The following is an 18,022-nucleotide window of genomic DNA, read 5'->3' as shown; positions in this document are numbered from 1 at the left end:
GTAATATACGAAACGACTATATTTCGTTTAATTAGAGACATATGGGAATCATCAAGATATCCGAGCACATGCACGAACGGCTGCGCTCGACCAGTACCGCGCTGAGCCGTTCGATCAATGCGCAGGCGGAGCACTGGCTGCGCGTCGGGATGCTGGCGGAACTCAATCCGTCGCTGTCCTACGGCGATATCTGCCGGCTGCTGATCGAGACCGAAGCGCGCGGCGGCGATGCCGGCGGCACGGAATCGGTCGTCGCCCACGGCATCGAGCAGGTGGCGTAATGGCGAGGCGCGAAATCCCGATCCGCGGTGCCGCGGAAATCGCCAAGTCGCGCGAGGCCGCGAAGCTCGCGTCCCAGGTGCTGACGATGATCACCGAACACGTGAAACCGGGCGTCACCACCGACGAGCTCGACGTGCGCTGCCGCGAATATATCGTCGACGTGCTCGGCGCGATCCCGGCGAACATCGGCTATCACGGTTATCCGAAAACCCTGTGTACGTCGGTCAATCACGTGGTCTGTCACGGCATTCCGTCGTCGCGGCCGATGCGCGACGGCGACATCGTGAATCTCGACATCGCGGTGATCAAGGACGGCTGGTTCGGCGACACGAGCCGCATGTACTTCGTCGGCGAGCCGGGCGAACTCGCGCGGCGCCTCGTCGCGACGACCTATGAGGCGATGCATGCGGGCATCCGCGCGGTTCGTCCCGGCGCGACGCTCGGCGACGTCGGCTATGCGATCCAGCAGGTCGCGCATCGCGAGGGATTCAGCGTGGTCCGCGAGTACTGCGGGCACGGGATCGGCGACGTGTACCACGACGAGCCGCAGGTGCTGCACTATGGTCGCCCGGGCACCGGCGTGCCGCTGCGGCCGGGGATGATCTTCACGATCGAGCCGATGCTGAATGCGGGCAAGCGCGATACGCGCGTGCTGGCGGACGGCTGGACGGTCGTCACGAAGGATCATTCGCTGTCCGCGCAGTGGGAGCACATGGTCGTCGTGACGGAGCAGGGCTTCGAGATCCTGTCGGACGACGTGAAGCCGCCGGCGTTCGCGGCGCTTTCCGGCACGCACGCGGCCTGACACGCGGCGCGCCGCGCGCCGCGACGCAACGAAAACGGGCCCCGCGTGAATGAGCGGGGCCCGTTTTCGTTGGCGGCCAAGCGGCGCGATCAGCAGGCTGCGGCCTCCGCAGCCACCGCCGGCAGCGTCACGCGGCTCGACCGCGCGCCTTCTGCCACGCGTGTTCGACGAACACGCGGCACAGCGCTTCCATTCCGTTGCGGTCCTCGTCGTCGAAACGCGCGGCGACGGGGCTGTCGACGTCCCACACACCGATCAGCGTGCCGTCGGCAGCGACCAGCGGCACGACGATTTCCGATTCCGACGCGGCATCGCAGGCGATATGGCCGGGGAATGCATGCACGTCGCGCACGACCTGCGTCTCGCGGGTCTGCGCAGCCGTGCCGCACACGCCCTTGCCGAGCGCGATCCGCACGCACGCGGGCTTGCCCTGGAACGGCCCGACCACGAGTTCCGAACCGTCGAAGAAATAGAAGCCGGCCCAGTTCAGGCGGTCGAGCGAGTGATAGACGAGCGCGGAGAAGTTCGCGGCGTTCGCGGTCAGGTCGCGTTCCGATTCGACGAGCGCGCGTGCCTGCTCGACGAGCGTCGCATAGAGTTCGGCCTTGGAGGCGTGAGGGTCGGTGGACAGCGTGAACATGGCTGAAGGGCGAAAAGAGGTTGTGAACAGCGGGGTTGTGAAAACGGCGTGAAAAGCGCGATGCGCGTCCCGCAGTCTACGGCACGCGCGGCCGGTCTGCAGCGTCCGGTTCGCGACGCACACGCCGAAACGCCGAACGCGGGGTGACCGCCGTGGCGATGCCGCTCAATCGGGCTCGAGTTCGGCGAACCGCTCGGCCAGGAAATCGAGCAGCGCGCGCACCGCGGGCAGCAGCCCGCGCCGCGACGCGAACACCGCATGCACGATCTCGCGGCGCGGCGCCCAGTCCGGCAGCACGGTCGCCAGTTCGCCGCGCGCGACTTCGTCGCGCACCATCATCGTCGGCAGCTGCACGACGCCGACCCCCGCGACGGCGGCCGCGCGCAGCGCGAGCATGCCGCCCGTGACGAGCCGCGGCTGATGGTGGATTTCCGCATGCGCGCCGTCGGGGCCGCGCAGCCGCCACACGTGCGTGGCCTGCGGCACGCCGTGATCGAGGCTCGGCAGGCGGGTCAGGTCGGCGGGGACGGCCGGCACGCCGCGCTCGCGCAGCAACGCGGGGCTCGCGACGAGGCACTGGCCGCGTTCGGCCAGCACGCGCAGCGCGAGGTCGCTGTCCTCGAGCGGCGGCGGGCGCACGCGGATCGCGACGTCGATCCCTTCGCCGACCACGTCGACGCGCCGGTTGGTCGCTTCCAGGTGAATCTCGACGCGCGGGCACGCGACCATGAACGCGGCGATCATCGTGCCGACCAGCGAATCGAGCAGCACGACCGGGCAGCTGACCCGCACGATGCCGCGCGGCTCCTCGTGCAGCAACGCGATCGCCTCGTCGGCGGCGTCCGCCTCGACGAGCATCGCGCGACAATGCGCGTAGTAGGTCTGGCCGACGTCGGTGACGGTGAAACGGCGCGTCGAACGCTGGATCAGCCGCATCCCGAGCCGCGCCTCGAGCAGCGCGATGCGGCGGCTCAGCTTCGACTTCGGCATGTTCAGCGCGCGCCCGGCCGGTGCGAAGCCGCCGTGCTCGACCACCTGCACGAAGTAATAGAGATCGTTCAGATCCCGTTCGTTATCGTTCATGAAATAGAACGCTGAGTGCGATTTTGGCAGTCTACCGGATCGATCGTTCCACCTCTATATTCCTACTCAGGTTGCGAAACACGTGTTTCGCCGCAATTCGGAGAAGGCAAATGAAGAAGATCCAGGGTGTGTACAGTGCGCCGCGCGGTCATTGGGTCGGCGACGGTTTCCCGGTGCGTTCGATGTTCAGCTACCAGTCTCACGGGACGCACCTGAGCCCGTTCCTGCTGCTCGACTACGCGGGTCCCGCGAACTTCGAGCCGGCTTCGGCACCGCGCGGGGTGGGCCAGCACCCGCACCGCGGGTTCGAAACGGTGACGATCGTCTATGACGGCGAAGTCGCGCACCGCGACTCGACCGGTGCGGGCGGCGTGATCGGCCCGGGCGACGTGCAGTGGATGACGGCCGCGAGCGGGATCCTGCACGAGGAATTCCACTCGGAAGCGTTCACGAAGCGGGGCGGCCCGCTCGAGATGGTGCAGCTGTGGGTGAACCTGCCCGCCGCCGACAAGATGGGTGCGCCCGGCTATCAGACGATTCTGGACGCGGACATCCCGGTGGTCGAACTGCCGGACGGCGCAGGTCGCGCGCGGATCATCGCGGGCGAATTCGACGGCCGGCGCGGCCCGGCCCGCACGCACACGCCGATCGACGTGTGGGACGTGCGGCTCGCAGCCGGCGGCCGTGCGCGGTTCCCGATCGCCGAAGGGCGCACGCTCGCGGTGGTCGTGCTGAGCGGTACGCTGCTGGTGAACGGCGAGACGGTCGCCCGTGAAGCGCAGTTCGTGCAGTTGAGCCGCGACGGCCGCGACGTCGAGATCGAAGCGAACGGCGACGCCAAGCTGCTGATCCTGAGCGGCGAGCCGATCGATGAGCCGGTCGTCGGTTACGGGCCGTTCGTGATGAACTCGCAAGAGGAAATCCGGACCGCGATCGACGATTTCAACAACGGCCGCTTCGGCCGGATGCCGGCATGACGGACAGGCCCCGCGCAATGCGGGGCCCTTTTTCACGCGGGGAAGGGCGGCACGCGTGCCGCGTGCGCTTCGAGGCATAATCGACGGCTGCCGCGCGCCGGCCGGCGCGCCCGAATCAGGACCGACCATGAATGCTTCCGCACCCGCCGCATCCCTGCATGCCGACGATCTCGACTGGCACTGGAAATTCTTCGACGCGCTGACGGCGCGCGAAGTCTATTCGATCCTCGACGCGCGCAGCGCCGTGTTCGTCGTCGAGCAGAACTGCGTCTATCGCGACATCGACGGTGCGGACCAGGCTGCGTGGCACCTGGCCGCATACGATCCCGCGGGCCGTCTCGCCGGTTACCTGCGCGTGCTGCTGCCGGATGCGCAGCACCCTGACGTGCGCATCGGCCGCGTGCTGACGACCGCCGCGTTTCGCGGCGCCGGCCTCGGTAACGCGCTGCTCTCTCGCGCGATCGGGCACATCCGCGCGCAGTGGCCGGATGCGCAGGTGAGCCTGCATGCGCAGGCGCACCTGCAGCGCTTCTACGGGGCATTCGGCTTCACGCCGAGTTCGGACGTGCACGACGAGGACGGCATCCCGCACGTGTGGATGACCAGCGCGCGCGGCTGACGCGCGGCGCGCCGTCAGTGGGCGGGGCGCGTCACCGGCGGGCGTGCCGCGTGCAGGGCTGCAGCCCGCTCTTCGATCAAGCGGCCGCGCGCGGACAACCGCAACCAGTGCCGCAGCGCGATCAGCGCGCCGATCACGCTCATCATCGAACCCGGAATCCACAGCAGCAGGCCGCCGATCTGCTGGTCGCGCAGCGGGCTGAGCCACGTGAACGCACGTCCGCAGATCGAGTAGATCGGATACAGCTCGTGCGGCGTGAAGAAGATCAGCGCGCCGAGCGCGATCTGCGGCGGAATCGCCGCGACGACGATCAGGATCCGGCGGCCCGGCGACAGCCGCGCGGGCGGCGCGGGACGCGGATCGACGACGAGCCACCAGAACAGCAGCCCGTCGATCACCATGCTCCAGTTCATCACGCGATACAGGCGCCAGTCCAGCATCGCGACGAAATGGATCGGCGACAGCAGCCAGAAATAGATCAGCCCGACGAACAGCACGACCGCGACGACCGGATGGAACACCACGTCGAGCGTCGCGCGCACGGGTGCCCACGCGAGCGCGGGGCGCACGAAGCGCTGCCGCCAGCGAAACGGAATGCCCGCGCGGATCGCGGCGCCCGGGTAGGCCAGTGCGATGAAGAACGGCCCGAGGTGATGCAGCACCAGGTGCTGTGCGCGGTGCAGGAAGAATTCGTGCTCGAAGAAGTAGTCGAGCCGCGTATGCAGCGCGATGTAGAGCGCCGTCAGCCCGAGCCAGAACGAGAACTGCCGCAGCGGCGACACCTTCGCCTTCTTCACGCCGCGCGCGAACAGCACGGCGGCCGTCAGCACCGCGATGACCACGGTCGGCGACGGTTCCCACGGATCGAGCCAGTACAGGACGTTCATCGCGCGCGCATCACTTCGCCTGGGCCGGCGACTTCACGGCGAACGGCGTGTCGACCGTTTCGCCGTCGGAGAACTTCAGGCGCAGGCGCACGGTGTCGCCGGGCTTGATCGCGTGCTTCGGTTCCTCGAGCATGAAGTGATAGCCGCCCGGCGCGATGTCGACCTTGCCGCGCGCGGGGATCGTCAGCTTGTCGACCATTTCCATCTTCTGCGTCGAGCCGTTCGACACGGTCTGGTGCAGCATCGCCATCCCGTAGTCGGGGCTGTCGACGTCGACCAGATCGACGGGCTTGTCGCCCGTGTTGACGAGCGTCACGTAGCCGCCCGCGGGCAGCCGGTTCGGCAGCCAGCGCACCCATGCATTCTGCGCGGTGATCGCGCCCGCGGCACAGGCTTGCGCAGCGGTGCACAGCGCGGCGAGGAGGGCGAACGTCTTGAGGGTCGTCTTCATGTCGGAGATGTCGGAGTTCGGAATTCAGGAGGAGGTGGAGGCGGTGTCGATGATACGGCGGACATCGGCGGCGATCGCGTCGGGCGAATCGCGGTCGGTCGCGAGCAGGCGCGCGCGGCCGGTCGCGTCGAAGATGTACACGGCCGAGCTGTGCGTGACTTCGTAGCCACCGGACGGGTCGCGTTTTTCCATCTGGTACGCGACCCGATAGCGTTTCGCGAGCGATTCGATCTGGCCGTCGGTGCCGGTCAGGCCGCGCGCGTGCGCGGCATCGAACGCGGAGACGTACGACTGCATCGCCTGCGGCGTGTCGCGCGCGGGATCGACCGAGACGAACAGGATGCGCACGCCGTTCGCCTGCGGGCCGAGCTTCGCGAGCACTTCCATCAGCCGCGCCATCGTTTCGGGGCAGACGTCGGGACAGTGCGTGTAGCCGAAGTAGACGAGCGCGATGCGGCCGCGAAACGCGTTCGCGTCGACCGTGCGGCCGTCGCCGCCGGTGAGCGTGAACGACAGGTCGGGCAGGTGGCCCGTGACGTTGGTCAGGCGCCAGCCCGGCTCGTCGTGCGTGCAGGCCGCGAGCGCGACGGCGGCGGTCAGCGCCGCGGCCGCGCGGACGAGGCGGGTCAGGCTGAGGAAGCGCCAGTGCGGCGCGGGACGGGCAGACGACATCCTGGGGCTCGATCGGACGGAACGGTCGTCGGCCGGCGCGGCGCCATGCGTCGCGCGGCCGGCGGTTGCCGACTGTAGCGCAATTCCCGCGCCCGCGTCCTTTCGAAACCCGTACGGCACGGGCGAGCGGGGCAATATGTCGCAGTTGACGCGGACGGCGGCGCGAGGCAAGCCCCGCACCGGTTTCGCCCATCTCGGTACGCAGGCGCGGTAAGATGCGCACAATTCCATTCTCGCAGCGGCGGCCCCCGCGTTGGCAGGCCGCTCTCAGACCATCGAATCGATGCAATCCGTTCCGGCTTCCCTGTCCCTGACCGATACCGCGTTCTTTTTCGACTTCGACGGCACGCTCGTCGAGCTGGCGCCGACGCCCGACAGCATTCACGTGCCGGCGTCGCTGCTGACGCTGCTCGATGAACTGCGGCGCCGTTCGCACGGTGCAGTCGCCATCGTGTCGGGTCGCGGCATCGACAACCTCGACACGTTCCTGAACATGCCGGACCTGCCGATCGCCGGCCTGCACGGCGCCGAGCGGCGCGACGCGAACGGCGACACGCAGCGCATCGGCTTCAACGACGAACGGCTGCTGCGCATCGAGCGCGAGCTCGCGGCCGTCGTCGACCGTCATCCGGGCATGCTGCTCGAAATCAAGGGGGCGGCCGTCGCGCTGCACTACCGCAACGCGCCCGAGCGTGAGCCGGCCGCGCGCGCGGCGGCCGAGCGCCTCGTCGCCGAATATGCGGATGCGTACGTGCTGCAGCCCGGCAAGATGGTGTTCGAGATCAAGCCGAAGGGTGTCGACAAGGGGCGCGCGCTGGCCGCGTTCCTCGACGAGCCGCCGTTCGCGGGCCGCGTGCCGCTGTTCGCGGGCGACGACCTGACCGACGAGAAGGGCTTCGCGGTGGTCAACGCGCGCGGCGGCCTGTCGATCAAGGTCGGCGCGGGCGAGACGTCGGCCCGCACGCGGCTCGACTCGGTCGACGCGCTGCACGCGCAGATCGCCCGCTGGCTTGGCGCGGAGCTGCAGGGCGCATGAGTCGACTCATCATCGTTTCGAACCGCGTCGCCCCGATTTCGGAAGGCGAGCCGGCGGCGGGCGGTCTCGCGATCGGCGTCTACGATGCGCTGAAGGAGACGGGCGGCATGTGGTTCGGCTGGAGCGGCGAGGTGGTCGCGTCCGGTGCGCCGCAGATCCGCATCGAGGAGCGCGGCCCCGTGACGTTCGCGACCGTCGGGCTGTCGCGCCGCGATTACGACCAGTATTACCGCGGTTTCTCGAACGCGACGCTGTGGCCCGCGTTCCATTACCGCGCGGACCTGATCCAGTACGACCGCCACGAGTTCGACGGCTACGGCCGAGTGAACGTCTGGCTCGCGCAGCAGCTCGTGCCGCTGCTGCGGGACGACGACGTGATCTGGGTGCACGACTATCACCTGATCCCGTTCGCGCGTGCGCTGCGTGCGGCCGGCGTGAAGAACCGCATCGGCTTTTTCCTGCACATTCCGTTTCCGGCCGCGCAGGTGCTCGTCAACGTGCCGCCGCATCGCGAGCTCGTCGAGTCGCTGTGTGCGTTCGATCTGCTCGGCTTCCAGACCGAGCCGGACCTGCGCGCGTTCTGCGACTACATCGAGTTCGAGGCCGGCGGCGAAGTGGCGCGCGAAGGGCACACGGTGCGCGTGAGCGCGTTCGGCAACACGCTGCGCGCGGCCGCCTATCCGATCGGCGTGTATCCGGACGAGATCGCGTCGCTCGCGCAGGCGGGCGAGCACGGCAAGGCCGCGCGCATGGCCACGTCGCTGCGCGGGCGCCAACTGATCATGAGCGTCGACCGGCTCGATTATTCGAAGGGGCTCGTCGAGCGGTTCCGCGCGTTCGAGAAGCTGCTGGAGCACCAGACCTCGATCCGCAACCGCGTGTCGTTCCTGCAGATCGCGCCGTCGACGCGCGCCGACCTGCGCGCGTACCAGGACATCCGCCTGCAGCTCGAAGCGGAGTCGGGGCGCATCAACGGCCGCTATGCGGAGCTCGACTGGGCGCCGATCCTCTACATTCACCGCCAGTACGATCGGCAGGTGCTGGCCGCACTGTATCGCCTCGCCCGCGTGGGCTTCGTGACGCCGCTGCGCGACGGGATGAACCTGGTCGCGAAGGAGTACGTGTCCGCGCAGAATCCGGACGATCCGGGCGTGCTGGTGTTGTCGCGCTTCGCGGGCGCCGCGCGCGAGCTGACGGGCGCGCTGATCGTCAATCCGATCGACATCGACGGGATGGCCGATGCGCTGTCGCAGGCGCTGACGATGCCGCTCGCGGAGCGGCGCGCGCGTTATGCGGACATGATCGCGCAGCTGCGCGAAAACAACGTGTCGGTGTGGCGCGACAACTTCCTGCGCGACCTGCAGCGCGTGTGATCCGCGTGCCGCGCGGCGACGGTCGCGCGGCGCCATGAAAAAAACCGCCGTGCTTCGCGCACGGCGGTTTTTTTATCGGCTGCCAGGACGGGATGCTGCCTGGGCGGCGTCAGGCCACGCGTTCGCCGGTCGGCGCGGTGCCGTCGGGGGCGTGATGGCGGCCGTGCTGCTTCGCGAGCAGGTCGCGGTACAGGCCCGGACGATTGCGCAGCACGTCGGGGCTGCCGTCGTCGATCACCTTGCCGTTGCTCATCACGATGATCCGGTCGAAGTTGCGCAGCGTCGACAGCCGGTGCGCGATCGCGATCACCGTGCGGCCGACCATCAGGCGGTCGAGCGCGCTCTGGATCGCTTCCTCGGATGCGCTGTCGAGTGCGGACGTCGCTTCGTCGAGCAGCAGGATCGGCGCGTCCTTCAGGATCGCGCGCGCGATCGCGATGCGCTGGCGCTGGCCGCCCGACAGTTTCACGCCGCGGTCGCCGACGATCGTGTCATAGCCTTCCGGCATCGCCTCGATGAACTCCGAGCAGCGGGCGTCGCGCGCGGCGGCAAGCACTTCCTCGCGGGTCGCGTCGGGGCGGCCGTACGCGATGTTGTCGTAGATGGTCCGGTGCAGCAGCGAGATGTCTTGCGGCACGAGCGCGATCGCATGGCGCAGGCTGTCCTGCGTGATCGCCTTCACGTCCTGGCCGTCGACCATCACGGCGCCGTCCTGCGTGTCGTAGAAGCGCTGCAGCAGCGCGAGCACGGTCGACTTGCCGGCGCCCGACTTGCCGATCAGGCCGACGCGCTGGCCCGGTTCGATATGGAGATCGAAGTGGTCGAGGATTGCGCGGCGATGCGGATACGCGAACGTCACGCGTTCGAAATCGACGCGGCCGCCCTTGGCCGACAGCGGCTGCGCGTCGGAGCGGTCCGGCATCCCGTGCGGCTCGAGCAGCGTCTTCACGGCTTCGGACAGGCGTGCCACGTGCTGCGTGACGTCGACGAGCGCGACGGCGAGGTCGCGGGTGCCGTGCAGGATCGTGAAGCCGAGCGAGCTGACGAGCACGATGTCGCCCGAGGTCGCGCGGCCCTGGTCCCACAGCCACAGCGCCCAGCCGAGCAGGCCGGCGGACAGCATCGCGGTGATCACCGCGTGCAGCAGGCGCAGCTTCTCGAGGTAGAACAGGCTTTGCTGGCGCGCGTCCATCTCGGCCTTCACCGTCGCGCCGAAGCGCTTCTGTTCGCGCAGCGTCATCCCGAATGCGCGCACGAGGCCCATGTTGCCGATCACGTCGACGAGCTCGCCGTCGACCGCGGCGGCCTTCGACGCGAACGCGTGATGGCGCGCGGAGCCGCGCCCGGCGAGCTTGAACAGCACGACGGAGAGCACGGCCGAACAGCCGAGCAGGCCGGCGGCCATCAGCGGGTTCACGACGATGATCATCAGGATCGCGCCCATCACCGCGATGCACGGCGGCAGCACGTTCCACGCCATCGTGTTCTCCGACGTATAGACGGCGTTCGACGTGGCGGTGATGCGGCTCGCGAGCGTGCCCGGCTGCTTTTCCGAGTAGTAGGTCGGCGAATGGCCGATCAGGTACTGGAACAGGTCGCGCCGCAGGTCGCCGGTGACCGCGACGAACGTGTGCGCGGCGGCCCAGCCGCCGACGCGCCACAGCAGGTTGTCGGCCGCGATCAGGCCGACGAGCAGCGCGAACGCGCTCCACAGCGGGCCCGGATGATGGCGCCCGGTCGCGAGCACGTCGATCAGGTGCTTGATCGCGTATTGCGAGCCGAGCGCGCAGCCGACGGCGGCCAGCACGCTGCAGAGCACGACCAGGTGCGCGACCGGATGCAGGCGGATGTAGCGGAACAGGAACGCGATCGGCCGATGCGCGTAGCTCGACAGCTTCGCGTTGTGGGCGTTGCGCTGGGCAGGGGTGAGAGATTCCAAAATATGCGTGCGGTGATTCGGTGGTTGAGCGGATCGTCAGGATCGCAGCCCACGGCCGCCCGGACTGAATAATCCGGCATTGTAAACAAGGCCGTGCATTGCGCAGCGCGAATCTTGCCTTGGTCAGGGGCGCGCGATCAATTTTGAGATAAAATCCGGCATCCGTCCTGCCGCGTGCACCGGAATCACGATGCCGGCCGTGGCGGATGACTCGGAACGCCAAAAAGAGCCTTCCACTCTAGAACGGACACCCAAGTCCGCGGGTTGCAAAGTGTTGCGCCTTTGTAACAAAGCAAAGAGTTTGAAATGTTGTGCGCCGTATCGGGATTAACCCTAGATAATCGGCTCCGGGTTCGATTCCAGGTTTTTACGAACCCCTGTCAACGGGTCTTCGTTTCAAACGTTCTATGCCTGTCGCGTCGCCGACGCTCCTTGAGCAGCGCGGGTTCGACGCCCCCGGCAGGCTGATTCGTCCGATTTTTCGGATGAAATGCATCCAGCCCGGACCGCCGGCAGGTTGCCGACCCATACCTGGTTTTTAGCCGATTTTTTAGGAGTTACGCATGCGAATCGCCCAAATCGCTCCGTTGCACGAAGCGGTGCCCCCGAAACTGTACGGTGGTACCGAGCGAGTGGTGTCCTACCTCACCGAAGCACTTGTCGAGATGGGGCATGACGTCACGCTCTTCGCGAGCGGCGATTCGCAAACGTCGGCGAAGCTCGAAGCGTGCTGGCCGCAGGCACTGCGCCTCGACCCGACGATCCGCGACGTGATGGCTCCGCATATGCTGCTCCTCGAGCAGGTGCGCCGCCGCGCGGAAGAGTTCGACGTCCTGCACTGCCACATCGACTACTACCCGTTCTCGCTGTTCTCGCGCCAGCCGGTCCCGCATCTGACGACGATGCACGGCCGTCTCGACCTGCCGGAACTGCAGCCGATCTTCAATGCGTTCAGCGACGTGCCGGTCGTGTCGATCTCCGATAACCAGCGTATCCCGCTGCCGCAGGCGAACTGGCTGTCGACCGTGTACCACGGCCTGCCGGAAAACCTGCTGACGCCGATCCCGAACGTGAAGCCGAGCTACCTCGCGTTCCTCGGCCGCATCTCGCCGGAAAAGCGCGTCGACACCGCGATCCGCATCGCCGAGCAGGCCGGCCTGCCGATCAAGATCGCCGCGAAGCTCGACAAGGCTGACCGCGCGTACTACGAAGAGAAGATCAAGCCGCTGTTCGCGCTGCCGCACGTCGAGTACATCGGCGAAATCAGCGAGTCGGAAAAGACCGAATTCCTGGGCAATGCGCACGCGCTGCTGTTCCCGATCGACTGGCCGGAGCCCTTCGGCCTGGTGATGATCGAGGCGATGGCGTGCGGCACGCCGGTGATCGCGTTCAAGCGCGGCTCGGTGCCGGAAGTGATCGAGAACGGCGTGTCGGGCTTCGTCGTCGAAGACGAACTGTCGGCCGTCGCGGCGCTCAAGCGCCTCGATACGCTGCCGCGCGAGAAGGTGCGCGCCGCGTTCGAAGCCCGTTTCTCGTCGAAGGTGATGGCGCAGAACTATGTGAAGGGCTACGAGGAACTGCTGCGCCAGAAGCGCCGCACCGTCCTGCGCGAAGTCAACGCAGGCTGATGCCGGGCCGCCGGCCGCACCGCGGCTGAGGCCCCGTCATCGACGCCCCGTCCGGGTCTCCGGCGGGGCGTTGTCACATCTGCGGCGCGGATCTGTTGTATTCTCGCCGCGCCCGGCGCCACGAACGGCCGCGGAAGCGGTCCGGCACGCCATCCGGCCGTCTGTCCAGACGGTAATGTCCCTATAATGGCCGTGCCGTGAAATCCGGCCCCGCACGAACATCGAGAGGAGAGCAGTCTTGGCGAGAACGAAAACCACGCGCGCAGCACCGGCCCCCGGCGCCGGCGTGATCTTCGCGTTGCGCGCGATCGGTCTCGTGCTGCTCGCGCGCTGGCTGTTCTCGATGTCCCAGATGGGCTATCGCGCGTCGCTGTCGGCGATGGTGTCGTCGCCCTGGGCGTTCGTCTATCTCGTCCTGATCTTCCTGCTGCTCGCGCTGCCGGGCGCCGTCGCGCGCGCCGAGCGGCCGTTCCATCCGCTGCCGCAGTGGCTGCGCCAGGCGCTGCGGGTCTTCGCGCTGATCGGTTTCCTGTTCGCCGTGTGGTCGATCGGCGCATTCGCGTGGGCGGCCGGCTGGCGCCGCGCGCTGCACGCGGTGACGGCGACCAACGGCTGGCTCGTCGCCGCGCCGGCGCTTTATGCGGCGATCGTCTGGATGTGCCGCCCGCGGCCGCTGTGGCGCACCAACGTGGCCGCGCGCCGCTTCGCGGTCGGCCGCTACGCGATCTCGCTCGACACGCTCACGCGTACCGCGATCGTCTGGATGGAGAGCCGCAAGGTCGGTCAGTACGACGCGCGCGAACTGTCGGTGCGCTGGCCCGGCCGGGTCGCGCCCGCCGCGGGCGAGCAGGGTGCGCAGCCGGCCGCCGTGCCGCCGCGTCGCGGCAGCCTGTTCCGGCGGCCGAAGGTGGAGCTGCTGTGGGATTCGCCGGCGGCCGTCGGCCATAACCGGCAGATCGTGATGCGCGCGCCGCTCGCGACCGAGGGCGACCGCGTCGCGGTGCTCGCGCTCGACGCGGCGCTCAAACAGATCGTCTGACAAGGCCTGCGCGGCGCGCGGGCGACAAGGAGGCGCAATGATCGTCCGCTGGTTGCTGGCAGCCGTTCACCTGATGGCATTCGGCGTCGCGTTCGCCGCGATCGCGGGACGCAACCGTGCGCTGCGCCGGGTCATCGCGTCGGCGCAGGCCGCCGACCTGCCCGGCGTGTTCAAGGCCGACGCGGCCTGGGGGTTGTCCGCGCTGGTACTGATCGCGACCGGGCTCACGCGCGCATTCGGCGGCTTCGAGAAGGGCTCGGCGTACTACCTTCATGAGCCGCTCTTTCACCTCAAGATGACCGCGCTCGTGCTGATCCTGCTGCTCGAGATCGTGCCGATGCTCGGGCTGATCCGCTGGCGCATCGCCGCGCGGCAGCAGCAGATGCCCGATCTGGGCCGCGCACGGACCTATGTGCGGATCGGCCACTGGCAGGCCGTGCTCGTGATGGTGATCGTGCTCGCCGCGTCGGGGATGGCGCGGGGGATTGGGCTGGCCGGGTAGGTGCGGCCGGCTAGGTCTGGCCTGGTAGGTGCGGCCGGCTAGGTCTGGCCGGCTAGGCCCGGCCGGCCGCGCATGCCGACCGGGCGGACCCGCCGCCCGTTTTGTCCCGCGCTCAGCGCACGAGGCAGGGGCGCTTGTTGTTGAACGTCCACCCCGGAATCAGATACTGCATCGCGGCCGCGTCGTCGCGCGCGCCGAGCCCGTGCTGCTTGTACAGTTCGTGCGCGACCGCGACCGCCTCCATGTCGATGTCGATGCCGAGGCCCGGACGCTTCGGCACTTCCACGAGCCCGTTCTCGATCTTCAGCGGCTCGCGCGTCAGCCGTTCGCCGTCCTGCCAGATCCAGTGTGTGTCGATCGCGGTGACCTGGCCGGGCGCGGCGGCCGCGACGTGCGTGAACATCGCGAGCGATACGTCGAAGTGGTTGTTCGAATGCGAGCCCCACGTGAGGCCCCAGTCGCGGCACATCTGCGCGACGCGCACCGAGCCCTGCATCGTCCAGAAGTGCGGATCGGCGAGCGGGATGTCGACCGCCTGCAACTGCACCGCGTGGCCCATCTGGCGCCAGTCGGTCGCGATCATGTTGGTGGCCGTCGGCAGCCCGGTCGAGCGGCGGAATTCGGCCATCACCTCGCGGCCCGAATAACCGTTCTCCGCGCCGCACGGATCTTCCGCATACGCAAGCACGTGATGCAGGTCGCGGCACAGCCGCACGGCCTCGTCGAGCGACCATGCGCCGTTCGGATCGAGCGTCACGCGCGCTTCGGGGAAGCGCTCGGCAAGCGCCGTCACGGCCTCGACCTCGCGCGCGCCTTCGAACACGCCGCCCTTCAGCTTGAAGTCGTTGAACCCGTAGCGCGCATGCGCGGCTTCGGCGAGGCGCACGACCGCCTCGGGCGTCAGCGCGGCTTCGTCGCGCACGCGGGTCCAGTCGTCGGTCGCGCAGCGGCCGTCGCGATAGGGCAGCGCAGTTTGCGTGCGATCGCCGATGTAGAACAGATAGCCGAGCATCTCGACGCGCTCGCGCTGCTGCCCTTCGCCGAGGAGGGCCGCCACGGGCACGCCGAGATGCTGGCCGAGCAGGTCGAGCAGCGCGGCTTCGAGCGCGGTGGCCGCGTGGATCGTGGTGCGCAGGTCGAAGGTCTGCAGGCCGCGGCCGCTCGCATCGCGGTCGGCAAAGGTGCGCCGCACGTCGTTGAGCACCGCATGGTAATTGCCGACCGGCTGACCGACGACGAGCGCGCGCGCGTCCTCCAGCGTGCGGCGGATGCTTTCGCCGCCCGGCACCTCGCCGACGCCGGTCCGGCCCGCGCTGTCCTTCAGGATCACGAGGTTGCGGGTGAAGAACGGGCCGTGCGCGCCGCTCAGGTTGAGCAGCATGCTGTCGTGGCCGGCGACCGGAATGGCTTGCAGGTCGACGATGCGCGGCGTGTCGTGGGAAGGCGAGGCAGTGACGGCGTTCATGGCGGCGATGGCAAAAGAGTGGGCAATGCCGTGCGGCAAAATCTTTGCTGCGCGCGGCGGGAGGTGCGATCATTCGACAACCGACGTGCGCGGTGCGCAAGCCCCGCATGTCGACAGCAACCCGAAAGGATGGGGGCGACCCGCTCGATGCCGGTGTCGCGACAGGCCGGAGCACGCGCGCAAGCGCGCTTCGATCGGTCCCGAAACCGGGCGCCGGCAGCCGCGCAGAAGCGCGAATGCCGGCCGATCGCGAACCACGGGACCGGGCAGTGCTGGAGCGCCAGCCTCGGTCGACAGGAGATCCGTGTCGCGATCATCAGTCGTCGGATGACTTGTGACGCAGTATAATGAATCATCGGCGTTCGCTCAAACCCCGCGTAAACCCTCGGCTCACATTACGATCATTCAAAAAGGAACCGGCCTCATGTCCGTGCCCACGCTTCCCGCAGCGCCGCGCCGTCGCGCACGCAGCCTCGCACAAGATGTCGTCGACGCGCTGACCGCGCAGATCGAAAACGGCACGCTGCGTCCCGGCGACAAGCTGCCGACCGAAACCGAAGTCATGGCGGCGCAGGGCGTCAGCCGCACGGTCGTGCGCGAAGCGATCTCGCGGATGCAGGCGAGCGGCCTCGTCGAGACGCGCCACGGCATCGGCAGCTTCGTGCTCGAGCCGGCGCGCCGGCAGACGCTCGGCATCGATCCCGCGACCATCACGACGCTGCGCGACGTGCTCGCGGTGCTCGAGTTGCGCATCAGCCTCGAAAGTGAATGCGCGAGCCTCGCCGCGCAGCGCGCGAACGATACCGACCTCGCCGCGTTGCGGCGCGCGCTCGACGCGATCGCGTCGGGGGCGGGCGGCGGCCGTGACACGGCACCACTCGATTTCCAGTTCCACCTGCAGATCGCGCAGTCCACCGGCAACCGCTATTTCGTCGACATCATGACGCAGCTCGGCGCGTCGATCATTCCGCGCACGCGCGTGAATTCGGCGCGCTTCGCCGGCGACGACCTCGAGCGCTATGTCGGCCGGCTCAATCACGAGCATGAAGACATTTACGAGGCGATCGCGCGTCACGACCCGGAAGCCGCGCGCGCCGCGATGCGCACGCACCTGACCAACAGCCGCGAGCGGCTGCGCCGTGCGCACGAGGCGGCCGAGGCGGAACGCGACACGCAGGCCAGCTGACGCGTGGCCGCCGACATGGCCTGCGCGGCGCCGCAGGCCTTGACGAATATCGCCGCAACATCAGTCATCGTATGAGATCGATGCGATTGCGCCGATCGTTTTAGCGCCGGCTGCGGATCGTCCGTTCACCTGCATCGTGGGAGGGGCGCCGGGGCGGCGTTCCCGCCGTCGCCCGCGCCCCGGGGCGGCCCCCTACCCGGACCGCCGATCCTGCCCGATCAGCCCCCCTTCGTCACGATGGTCTTCCACGCGCCGCTCTTCACCTGGTACAGCGTCGACATCCCGCTCTTCAGCGAGCCGTCGTTCGCGAACGAGATGCGGCCGGTGACGCCTTCGAAGTCGACCTTCTTCAGCGCCGGGCGATAGACCTTCGGGTCGGTCGAGTTGGCCGCCTGCATCGCCTTGATCGCCGCCCACGCCGCGTCGTAGCCGAACTGCGCGTACGACAGCACGTCGACGCCGAAGCGCTTCTTGAAGCGCTGCTCGAAATCCTTGCCCTGCGGCAGCTCGTCGAGCGGCCGCCCGTATTCCCACGCCATCGCGCCTTCCGCGGCCGGGCCGGCGATCTTGATGAACTCGTTGTCCTTCACACCGCCGCCGCCGACGAACTGCGCGTTCAGCCCGAGCTGGCGCATCTGCTTGATGAAGTTCGCGGCGAGCGAGTCGAGACCGCCGAAGAAGATCAGGTCGGGGTTCTTGCCCTTCAGGCTCGTGATCTGCGCGCGGAAGTCGACCGCCTGGTTGCTGGTGAACTCGCGGCCGATGATGTTGCCGCCGGCCGCCTTCACGGCCTTCTCGAACTCGTCGGCCTCACCCTGGCCGAACGCGGTGCGGTCGTCGATGATCGCGATGCGCTTCGCCTTGGTCACGTCGACCGCGTACTTGCCCGCGTTGCCGGCGTTCTGGCCGTCGGTCGCGATCACCATGAACATGTTCGCGAGCCCGCGCGACGTGAGCGTCGGGTTGGTCGCGGCCGGGTCGATCACCGGAATGCCGGCCTTGTCGTAGACCACCGACGCCGGAATCGTCGTGCCCGAGTTGAAGTGGCCGACCACCACCGACACGTTCTGGTCGACGAGCGCCTGCGCGGCCTGCACGCCGATGCGCGGGTCGGCCTGGTCGTCCTGCACGACCAGGTCGAAATGCACGGGCTTGCCGGCGATCTGCACCTTCTGCGCGGCGGCGTCGTCGAGCGCGAGCTGCACGCCGTTCTGGAGATCCTTGCCGTAGCCGGCGTTCACGCCGGTGAGCGGCGCGGCAAAGCCGACCTTCACGTCGGACGCGTCGGCGGCCTGGGCGGCGTGTTGCGAGAGAAGGGCTACCGCGGATACGACCGATACCGACAACAGGGAATGACGGAATGTCATGTTCGTTCCTCTTGTTCTAACACCAGCGGGTGGGTACCGCACGCAGCCGGCGGGCCGGGCGCGTGCGACGG

18 protein-coding genes are annotated in these 18,022 nt (G+C 68.4%); 10 read left to right on the top strand and 8 right to left on the bottom strand.

The genetic code is table 11. From position 1 onward, the window contains the following. Nucleotides 1-41: 41 nt before the first annotated feature. Together DIE02_RS20235 and map are read left to right on the top strand one after the other, a co-directional pair. Nucleotides 42-281, top strand: a complete 240-nt coding sequence (locus tag DIE02_RS20235; RefSeq protein WP_044844754.1) for a ParD-like family protein — start codon at nucleotides 42-44, stop codon at nucleotides 279-281. Next, nucleotides 281-1,087: a type I methionyl aminopeptidase gene (map, locus tag DIE02_RS20230; protein ID WP_044844753.1), complete on the top strand. Its 807-nt coding sequence runs from the start codon at nucleotides 281-283 to the stop codon at nucleotides 1,085-1,087. The genes DIE02_RS20235 and map overlap by 1 nt, the downstream gene beginning before the upstream one ends. A gap of 127 nt (nucleotides 1,088-1,214) precedes the next feature. On the opposite strand, the gene DIE02_RS20225 is transcribed toward map, so the two are convergent. Together DIE02_RS20225 and DIE02_RS20220 are read right to left on the bottom strand one after the other, a co-directional pair. Then, on the bottom strand, nucleotides 1,215-1,727 hold the full coding sequence (locus tag DIE02_RS20225) for a GAF domain-containing protein (protein WP_124487423.1): 513 nt from the start codon (nucleotides 1,725-1,727) through the stop codon (nucleotides 1,215-1,217). A gap of 165 nt (nucleotides 1,728-1,892) precedes the next feature. Continuing rightward, nucleotides 1,893-2,810, bottom strand: coding sequence for a LysR family transcriptional regulator (locus tag DIE02_RS20220; RefSeq protein ID WP_044844751.1), 918 nt, complete (start codon nucleotides 2,808-2,810; stop codon nucleotides 1,893-1,895). A gap of 110 nt (nucleotides 2,811-2,920) precedes the next feature. Here DIE02_RS20220 and DIE02_RS20215 point away from each other — a divergent pair, with 110 nt between their 5' ends. Continuing rightward, nucleotides 2,921-3,787: a pirin family protein gene (locus DIE02_RS20215; RefSeq protein WP_124487422.1), complete on the top strand. Its 867-nt coding sequence runs from the start codon at nucleotides 2,921-2,923 to the stop codon at nucleotides 3,785-3,787. 127 nt (nucleotides 3,788-3,914) lie between these two features. Further along, the gene (locus DIE02_RS20210) at nucleotides 3,915-4,406 is read left to right on the top strand and encodes a GNAT family N-acetyltransferase (protein WP_124487421.1); all 492 of its coding nucleotides are present in this window, start codon (nucleotides 3,915-3,917) and stop codon (nucleotides 4,404-4,406) included. Nucleotides 4,407-4,420: 14 nt separating this feature from the next. Here DIE02_RS20210 and DIE02_RS20205 read toward each other — a convergent pair whose 3' ends face one another. From DIE02_RS20205 to DIE02_RS20195, 3 genes are read right to left on the bottom strand one after another with little or no spacing between them, the layout of a single operon-like run. Then, a complete protein-coding gene (locus DIE02_RS20205) occupies nucleotides 4,421-5,293 on the bottom strand; it encodes a cytochrome c oxidase assembly protein (protein WP_124487420.1) in 873 nt (290 codons plus the stop codon). A gap of 10 nt (nucleotides 5,294-5,303) precedes the next feature. Next, nucleotides 5,304-5,744 (bottom strand): copper chaperone PCu(A)C, encoded by a 441-nt coding sequence (locus tag DIE02_RS20200; RefSeq protein WP_044844747.1) that lies wholly within the window; start codon nucleotides 5,742-5,744, stop codon nucleotides 5,304-5,306. A gap of 24 nt (nucleotides 5,745-5,768) precedes the next feature. Then, the gene (locus tag DIE02_RS20195; RefSeq protein ID WP_124487419.1) at nucleotides 5,769-6,416 is read right to left on the bottom strand and encodes an SCO family protein; all 648 of its coding nucleotides are present in this window, start codon (nucleotides 6,414-6,416) and stop codon (nucleotides 5,769-5,771) included. A gap of 283 nt (nucleotides 6,417-6,699) precedes the next feature. Here DIE02_RS20195 and otsB point away from each other — a divergent pair, with 283 nt between their 5' ends. Together otsB and otsA are read left to right on the top strand one after the other, a co-directional pair. Beyond that, complete coding sequence (gene otsB, locus DIE02_RS20190; protein WP_124487418.1) at nucleotides 6,700-7,452, top strand: trehalose-phosphatase; 753 nt, start codon at nucleotides 6,700-6,702, stop codon at nucleotides 7,450-7,452. Beyond that, on the top strand, nucleotides 7,449-8,825 hold the full coding sequence (gene otsA / locus DIE02_RS20185; protein WP_124487417.1) for an alpha,alpha-trehalose-phosphate synthase (UDP-forming): 1,377 nt from the start codon (nucleotides 7,449-7,451) through the stop codon (nucleotides 8,823-8,825). The genes otsB and otsA overlap by 4 nt, the downstream gene beginning before the upstream one ends. Before the next feature lie 109 nt (nucleotides 8,826-8,934). Here the strand turns inward: otsA and DIE02_RS20180 are convergent, their stop codons facing one another. Beyond that, nucleotides 8,935-10,764, bottom strand: coding sequence for an ABC transporter ATP-binding protein (locus DIE02_RS20180; RefSeq protein ID WP_124487416.1), 1,830 nt, complete (start codon nucleotides 10,762-10,764; stop codon nucleotides 8,935-8,937). A 563-nt stretch (nucleotides 10,765-11,327) separates the two neighbouring features. Here DIE02_RS20180 and DIE02_RS20175 point away from each other — a divergent pair. From DIE02_RS20175 to DIE02_RS20160, 3 genes are all read left to right on the top strand, one after another. Beyond that, entirely contained in the window at nucleotides 11,328-12,392 is a 1,065-nt protein-coding gene (locus tag DIE02_RS20175; RefSeq protein WP_044844742.1) for a glycosyltransferase family 4 protein, read from the top strand. A gap of 238 nt (nucleotides 12,393-12,630) precedes the next feature. Beyond that, nucleotides 12,631-13,431, top strand: a complete 801-nt coding sequence (locus DIE02_RS20165) for a hypothetical protein (RefSeq protein WP_124487414.1) — start codon at nucleotides 12,631-12,633, stop codon at nucleotides 13,429-13,431. 37 nt (nucleotides 13,432-13,468) lie between these two features. Continuing rightward, entirely contained in the window at nucleotides 13,469-13,933 is a 465-nt protein-coding gene (locus DIE02_RS20160) for a DUF2214 family protein (protein WP_124487413.1), read from the top strand. A gap of 112 nt (nucleotides 13,934-14,045) precedes the next feature. Here the strand turns inward: DIE02_RS20160 and gudD are convergent, their stop codons facing one another. Next, on the bottom strand, nucleotides 14,046-15,398 hold the full coding sequence (gene gudD / locus DIE02_RS20155) for a glucarate dehydratase (RefSeq protein WP_124529690.1): 1,353 nt from the start codon (nucleotides 15,396-15,398) through the stop codon (nucleotides 14,046-14,048). A gap of 424 nt (nucleotides 15,399-15,822) precedes the next feature. On the opposite strand from gudD, the gene DIE02_RS20145 reads away from it, so the two are divergent. Continuing rightward, nucleotides 15,823-16,584 carry a FadR/GntR family transcriptional regulator gene (locus tag DIE02_RS20145; RefSeq protein ID WP_124487410.1) on the top strand — a complete coding sequence of 254 codons (762 nt, stop codon included), beginning with the start codon at nucleotides 15,823-15,825 and terminating at the stop codon, nucleotides 16,582-16,584. A gap of 218 nt (nucleotides 16,585-16,802) precedes the next feature. Here the strand turns inward: DIE02_RS20145 and DIE02_RS20140 are convergent, their stop codons facing one another. Next, a complete protein-coding gene (locus DIE02_RS20140) occupies nucleotides 16,803-17,951 on the bottom strand; it encodes a branched-chain amino acid ABC transporter substrate-binding protein (protein WP_044844737.1) in 1,149 nt (382 codons plus the stop codon). Nucleotides 17,952-18,022: the final 71 nt, after the last annotated feature.

The sequence above is a fragment of the Burkholderia sp. Bp8991 genome (assembly GCF_003853795.1).
In the GTDB taxonomy this organism is placed as follows: domain Bacteria; phylum Pseudomonadota; class Gammaproteobacteria; order Burkholderiales; family Burkholderiaceae; genus Burkholderia.
Note: the sequence above shows the minus strand (reverse complement) of the source record. Positions and strands in the feature narration are given on the sequence as shown.

What these genes read in the sequence shown, in the direction of transcription:
- DIE02_RS20235 (WP_044844754.1), top strand. Translation starts at nt 42, where the DNA reads ATGGGAATCATCAAGATATCCGAGCACATGCACGAACGGCTGCGCTCG.
- map (WP_044844753.1), top strand. Translation starts at nt 281, where the DNA reads ATGGCGAGGCGCGAAATCCCGATCCGCGGTGCCGCGGAAATCGCCAAG.
- DIE02_RS20225 (WP_124487423.1), bottom strand. Translation starts at nt 1,727, where the DNA reads ATGTTCACGCTGTCCACCGACCCTCACGCCTCCAAGGCCGAACTCTAT.
- DIE02_RS20220 (WP_044844751.1), bottom strand. Translation starts at nt 2,810, where the DNA reads ATGAACGATAACGAACGGGATCTGAACGATCTCTATTACTTCGTGCAG.
- DIE02_RS20215 (WP_124487422.1), top strand. Translation starts at nt 2,921, where the DNA reads ATGAAGAAGATCCAGGGTGTGTACAGTGCGCCGCGCGGTCATTGGGTC.
- DIE02_RS20210 (WP_124487421.1), top strand. Translation starts at nt 3,915, where the DNA reads ATGAATGCTTCCGCACCCGCCGCATCCCTGCATGCCGACGATCTCGAC.
- DIE02_RS20205 (WP_124487420.1), bottom strand. Translation starts at nt 5,293, where the DNA reads ATGAACGTCCTGTACTGGCTCGATCCGTGGGAACCGTCGCCGACCGTG.
- DIE02_RS20200 (WP_044844747.1), bottom strand. Translation starts at nt 5,744, where the DNA reads ATGAAGACGACCCTCAAGACGTTCGCCCTCCTCGCCGCGCTGTGCACC.
- DIE02_RS20195 (WP_124487419.1), bottom strand. Translation starts at nt 6,416, where the DNA reads ATGTCGTCTGCCCGTCCCGCGCCGCACTGGCGCTTCCTCAGCCTGACC.
- otsB (WP_124487418.1), top strand. Translation starts at nt 6,700, where the DNA reads ATGCAATCCGTTCCGGCTTCCCTGTCCCTGACCGATACCGCGTTCTTT.
- otsA (WP_124487417.1), top strand. Translation starts at nt 7,449, where the DNA reads ATGAGTCGACTCATCATCGTTTCGAACCGCGTCGCCCCGATTTCGGAA.
- DIE02_RS20175 (WP_044844742.1), top strand. Translation starts at nt 11,328, where the DNA reads ATGCGAATCGCCCAAATCGCTCCGTTGCACGAAGCGGTGCCCCCGAAA.
- DIE02_RS20160 (WP_124487413.1), top strand. Translation starts at nt 13,469, where the DNA reads ATGATCGTCCGCTGGTTGCTGGCAGCCGTTCACCTGATGGCATTCGGC.
- gudD (WP_124529690.1), bottom strand. Translation starts at nt 15,398, where the DNA reads ATGAACGCCGTCACTGCCTCGCCTTCCCACGACACGCCGCGCATCGTC.
- DIE02_RS20145 (WP_124487410.1), top strand. Translation starts at nt 15,823, where the DNA reads ATGTCCGTGCCCACGCTTCCCGCAGCGCCGCGCCGTCGCGCACGCAGC.
- DIE02_RS20140 (WP_044844737.1), bottom strand. Translation starts at nt 17,951, where the DNA reads ATGACATTCCGTCATTCCCTGTTGTCGGTATCGGTCGTATCCGCGGTA.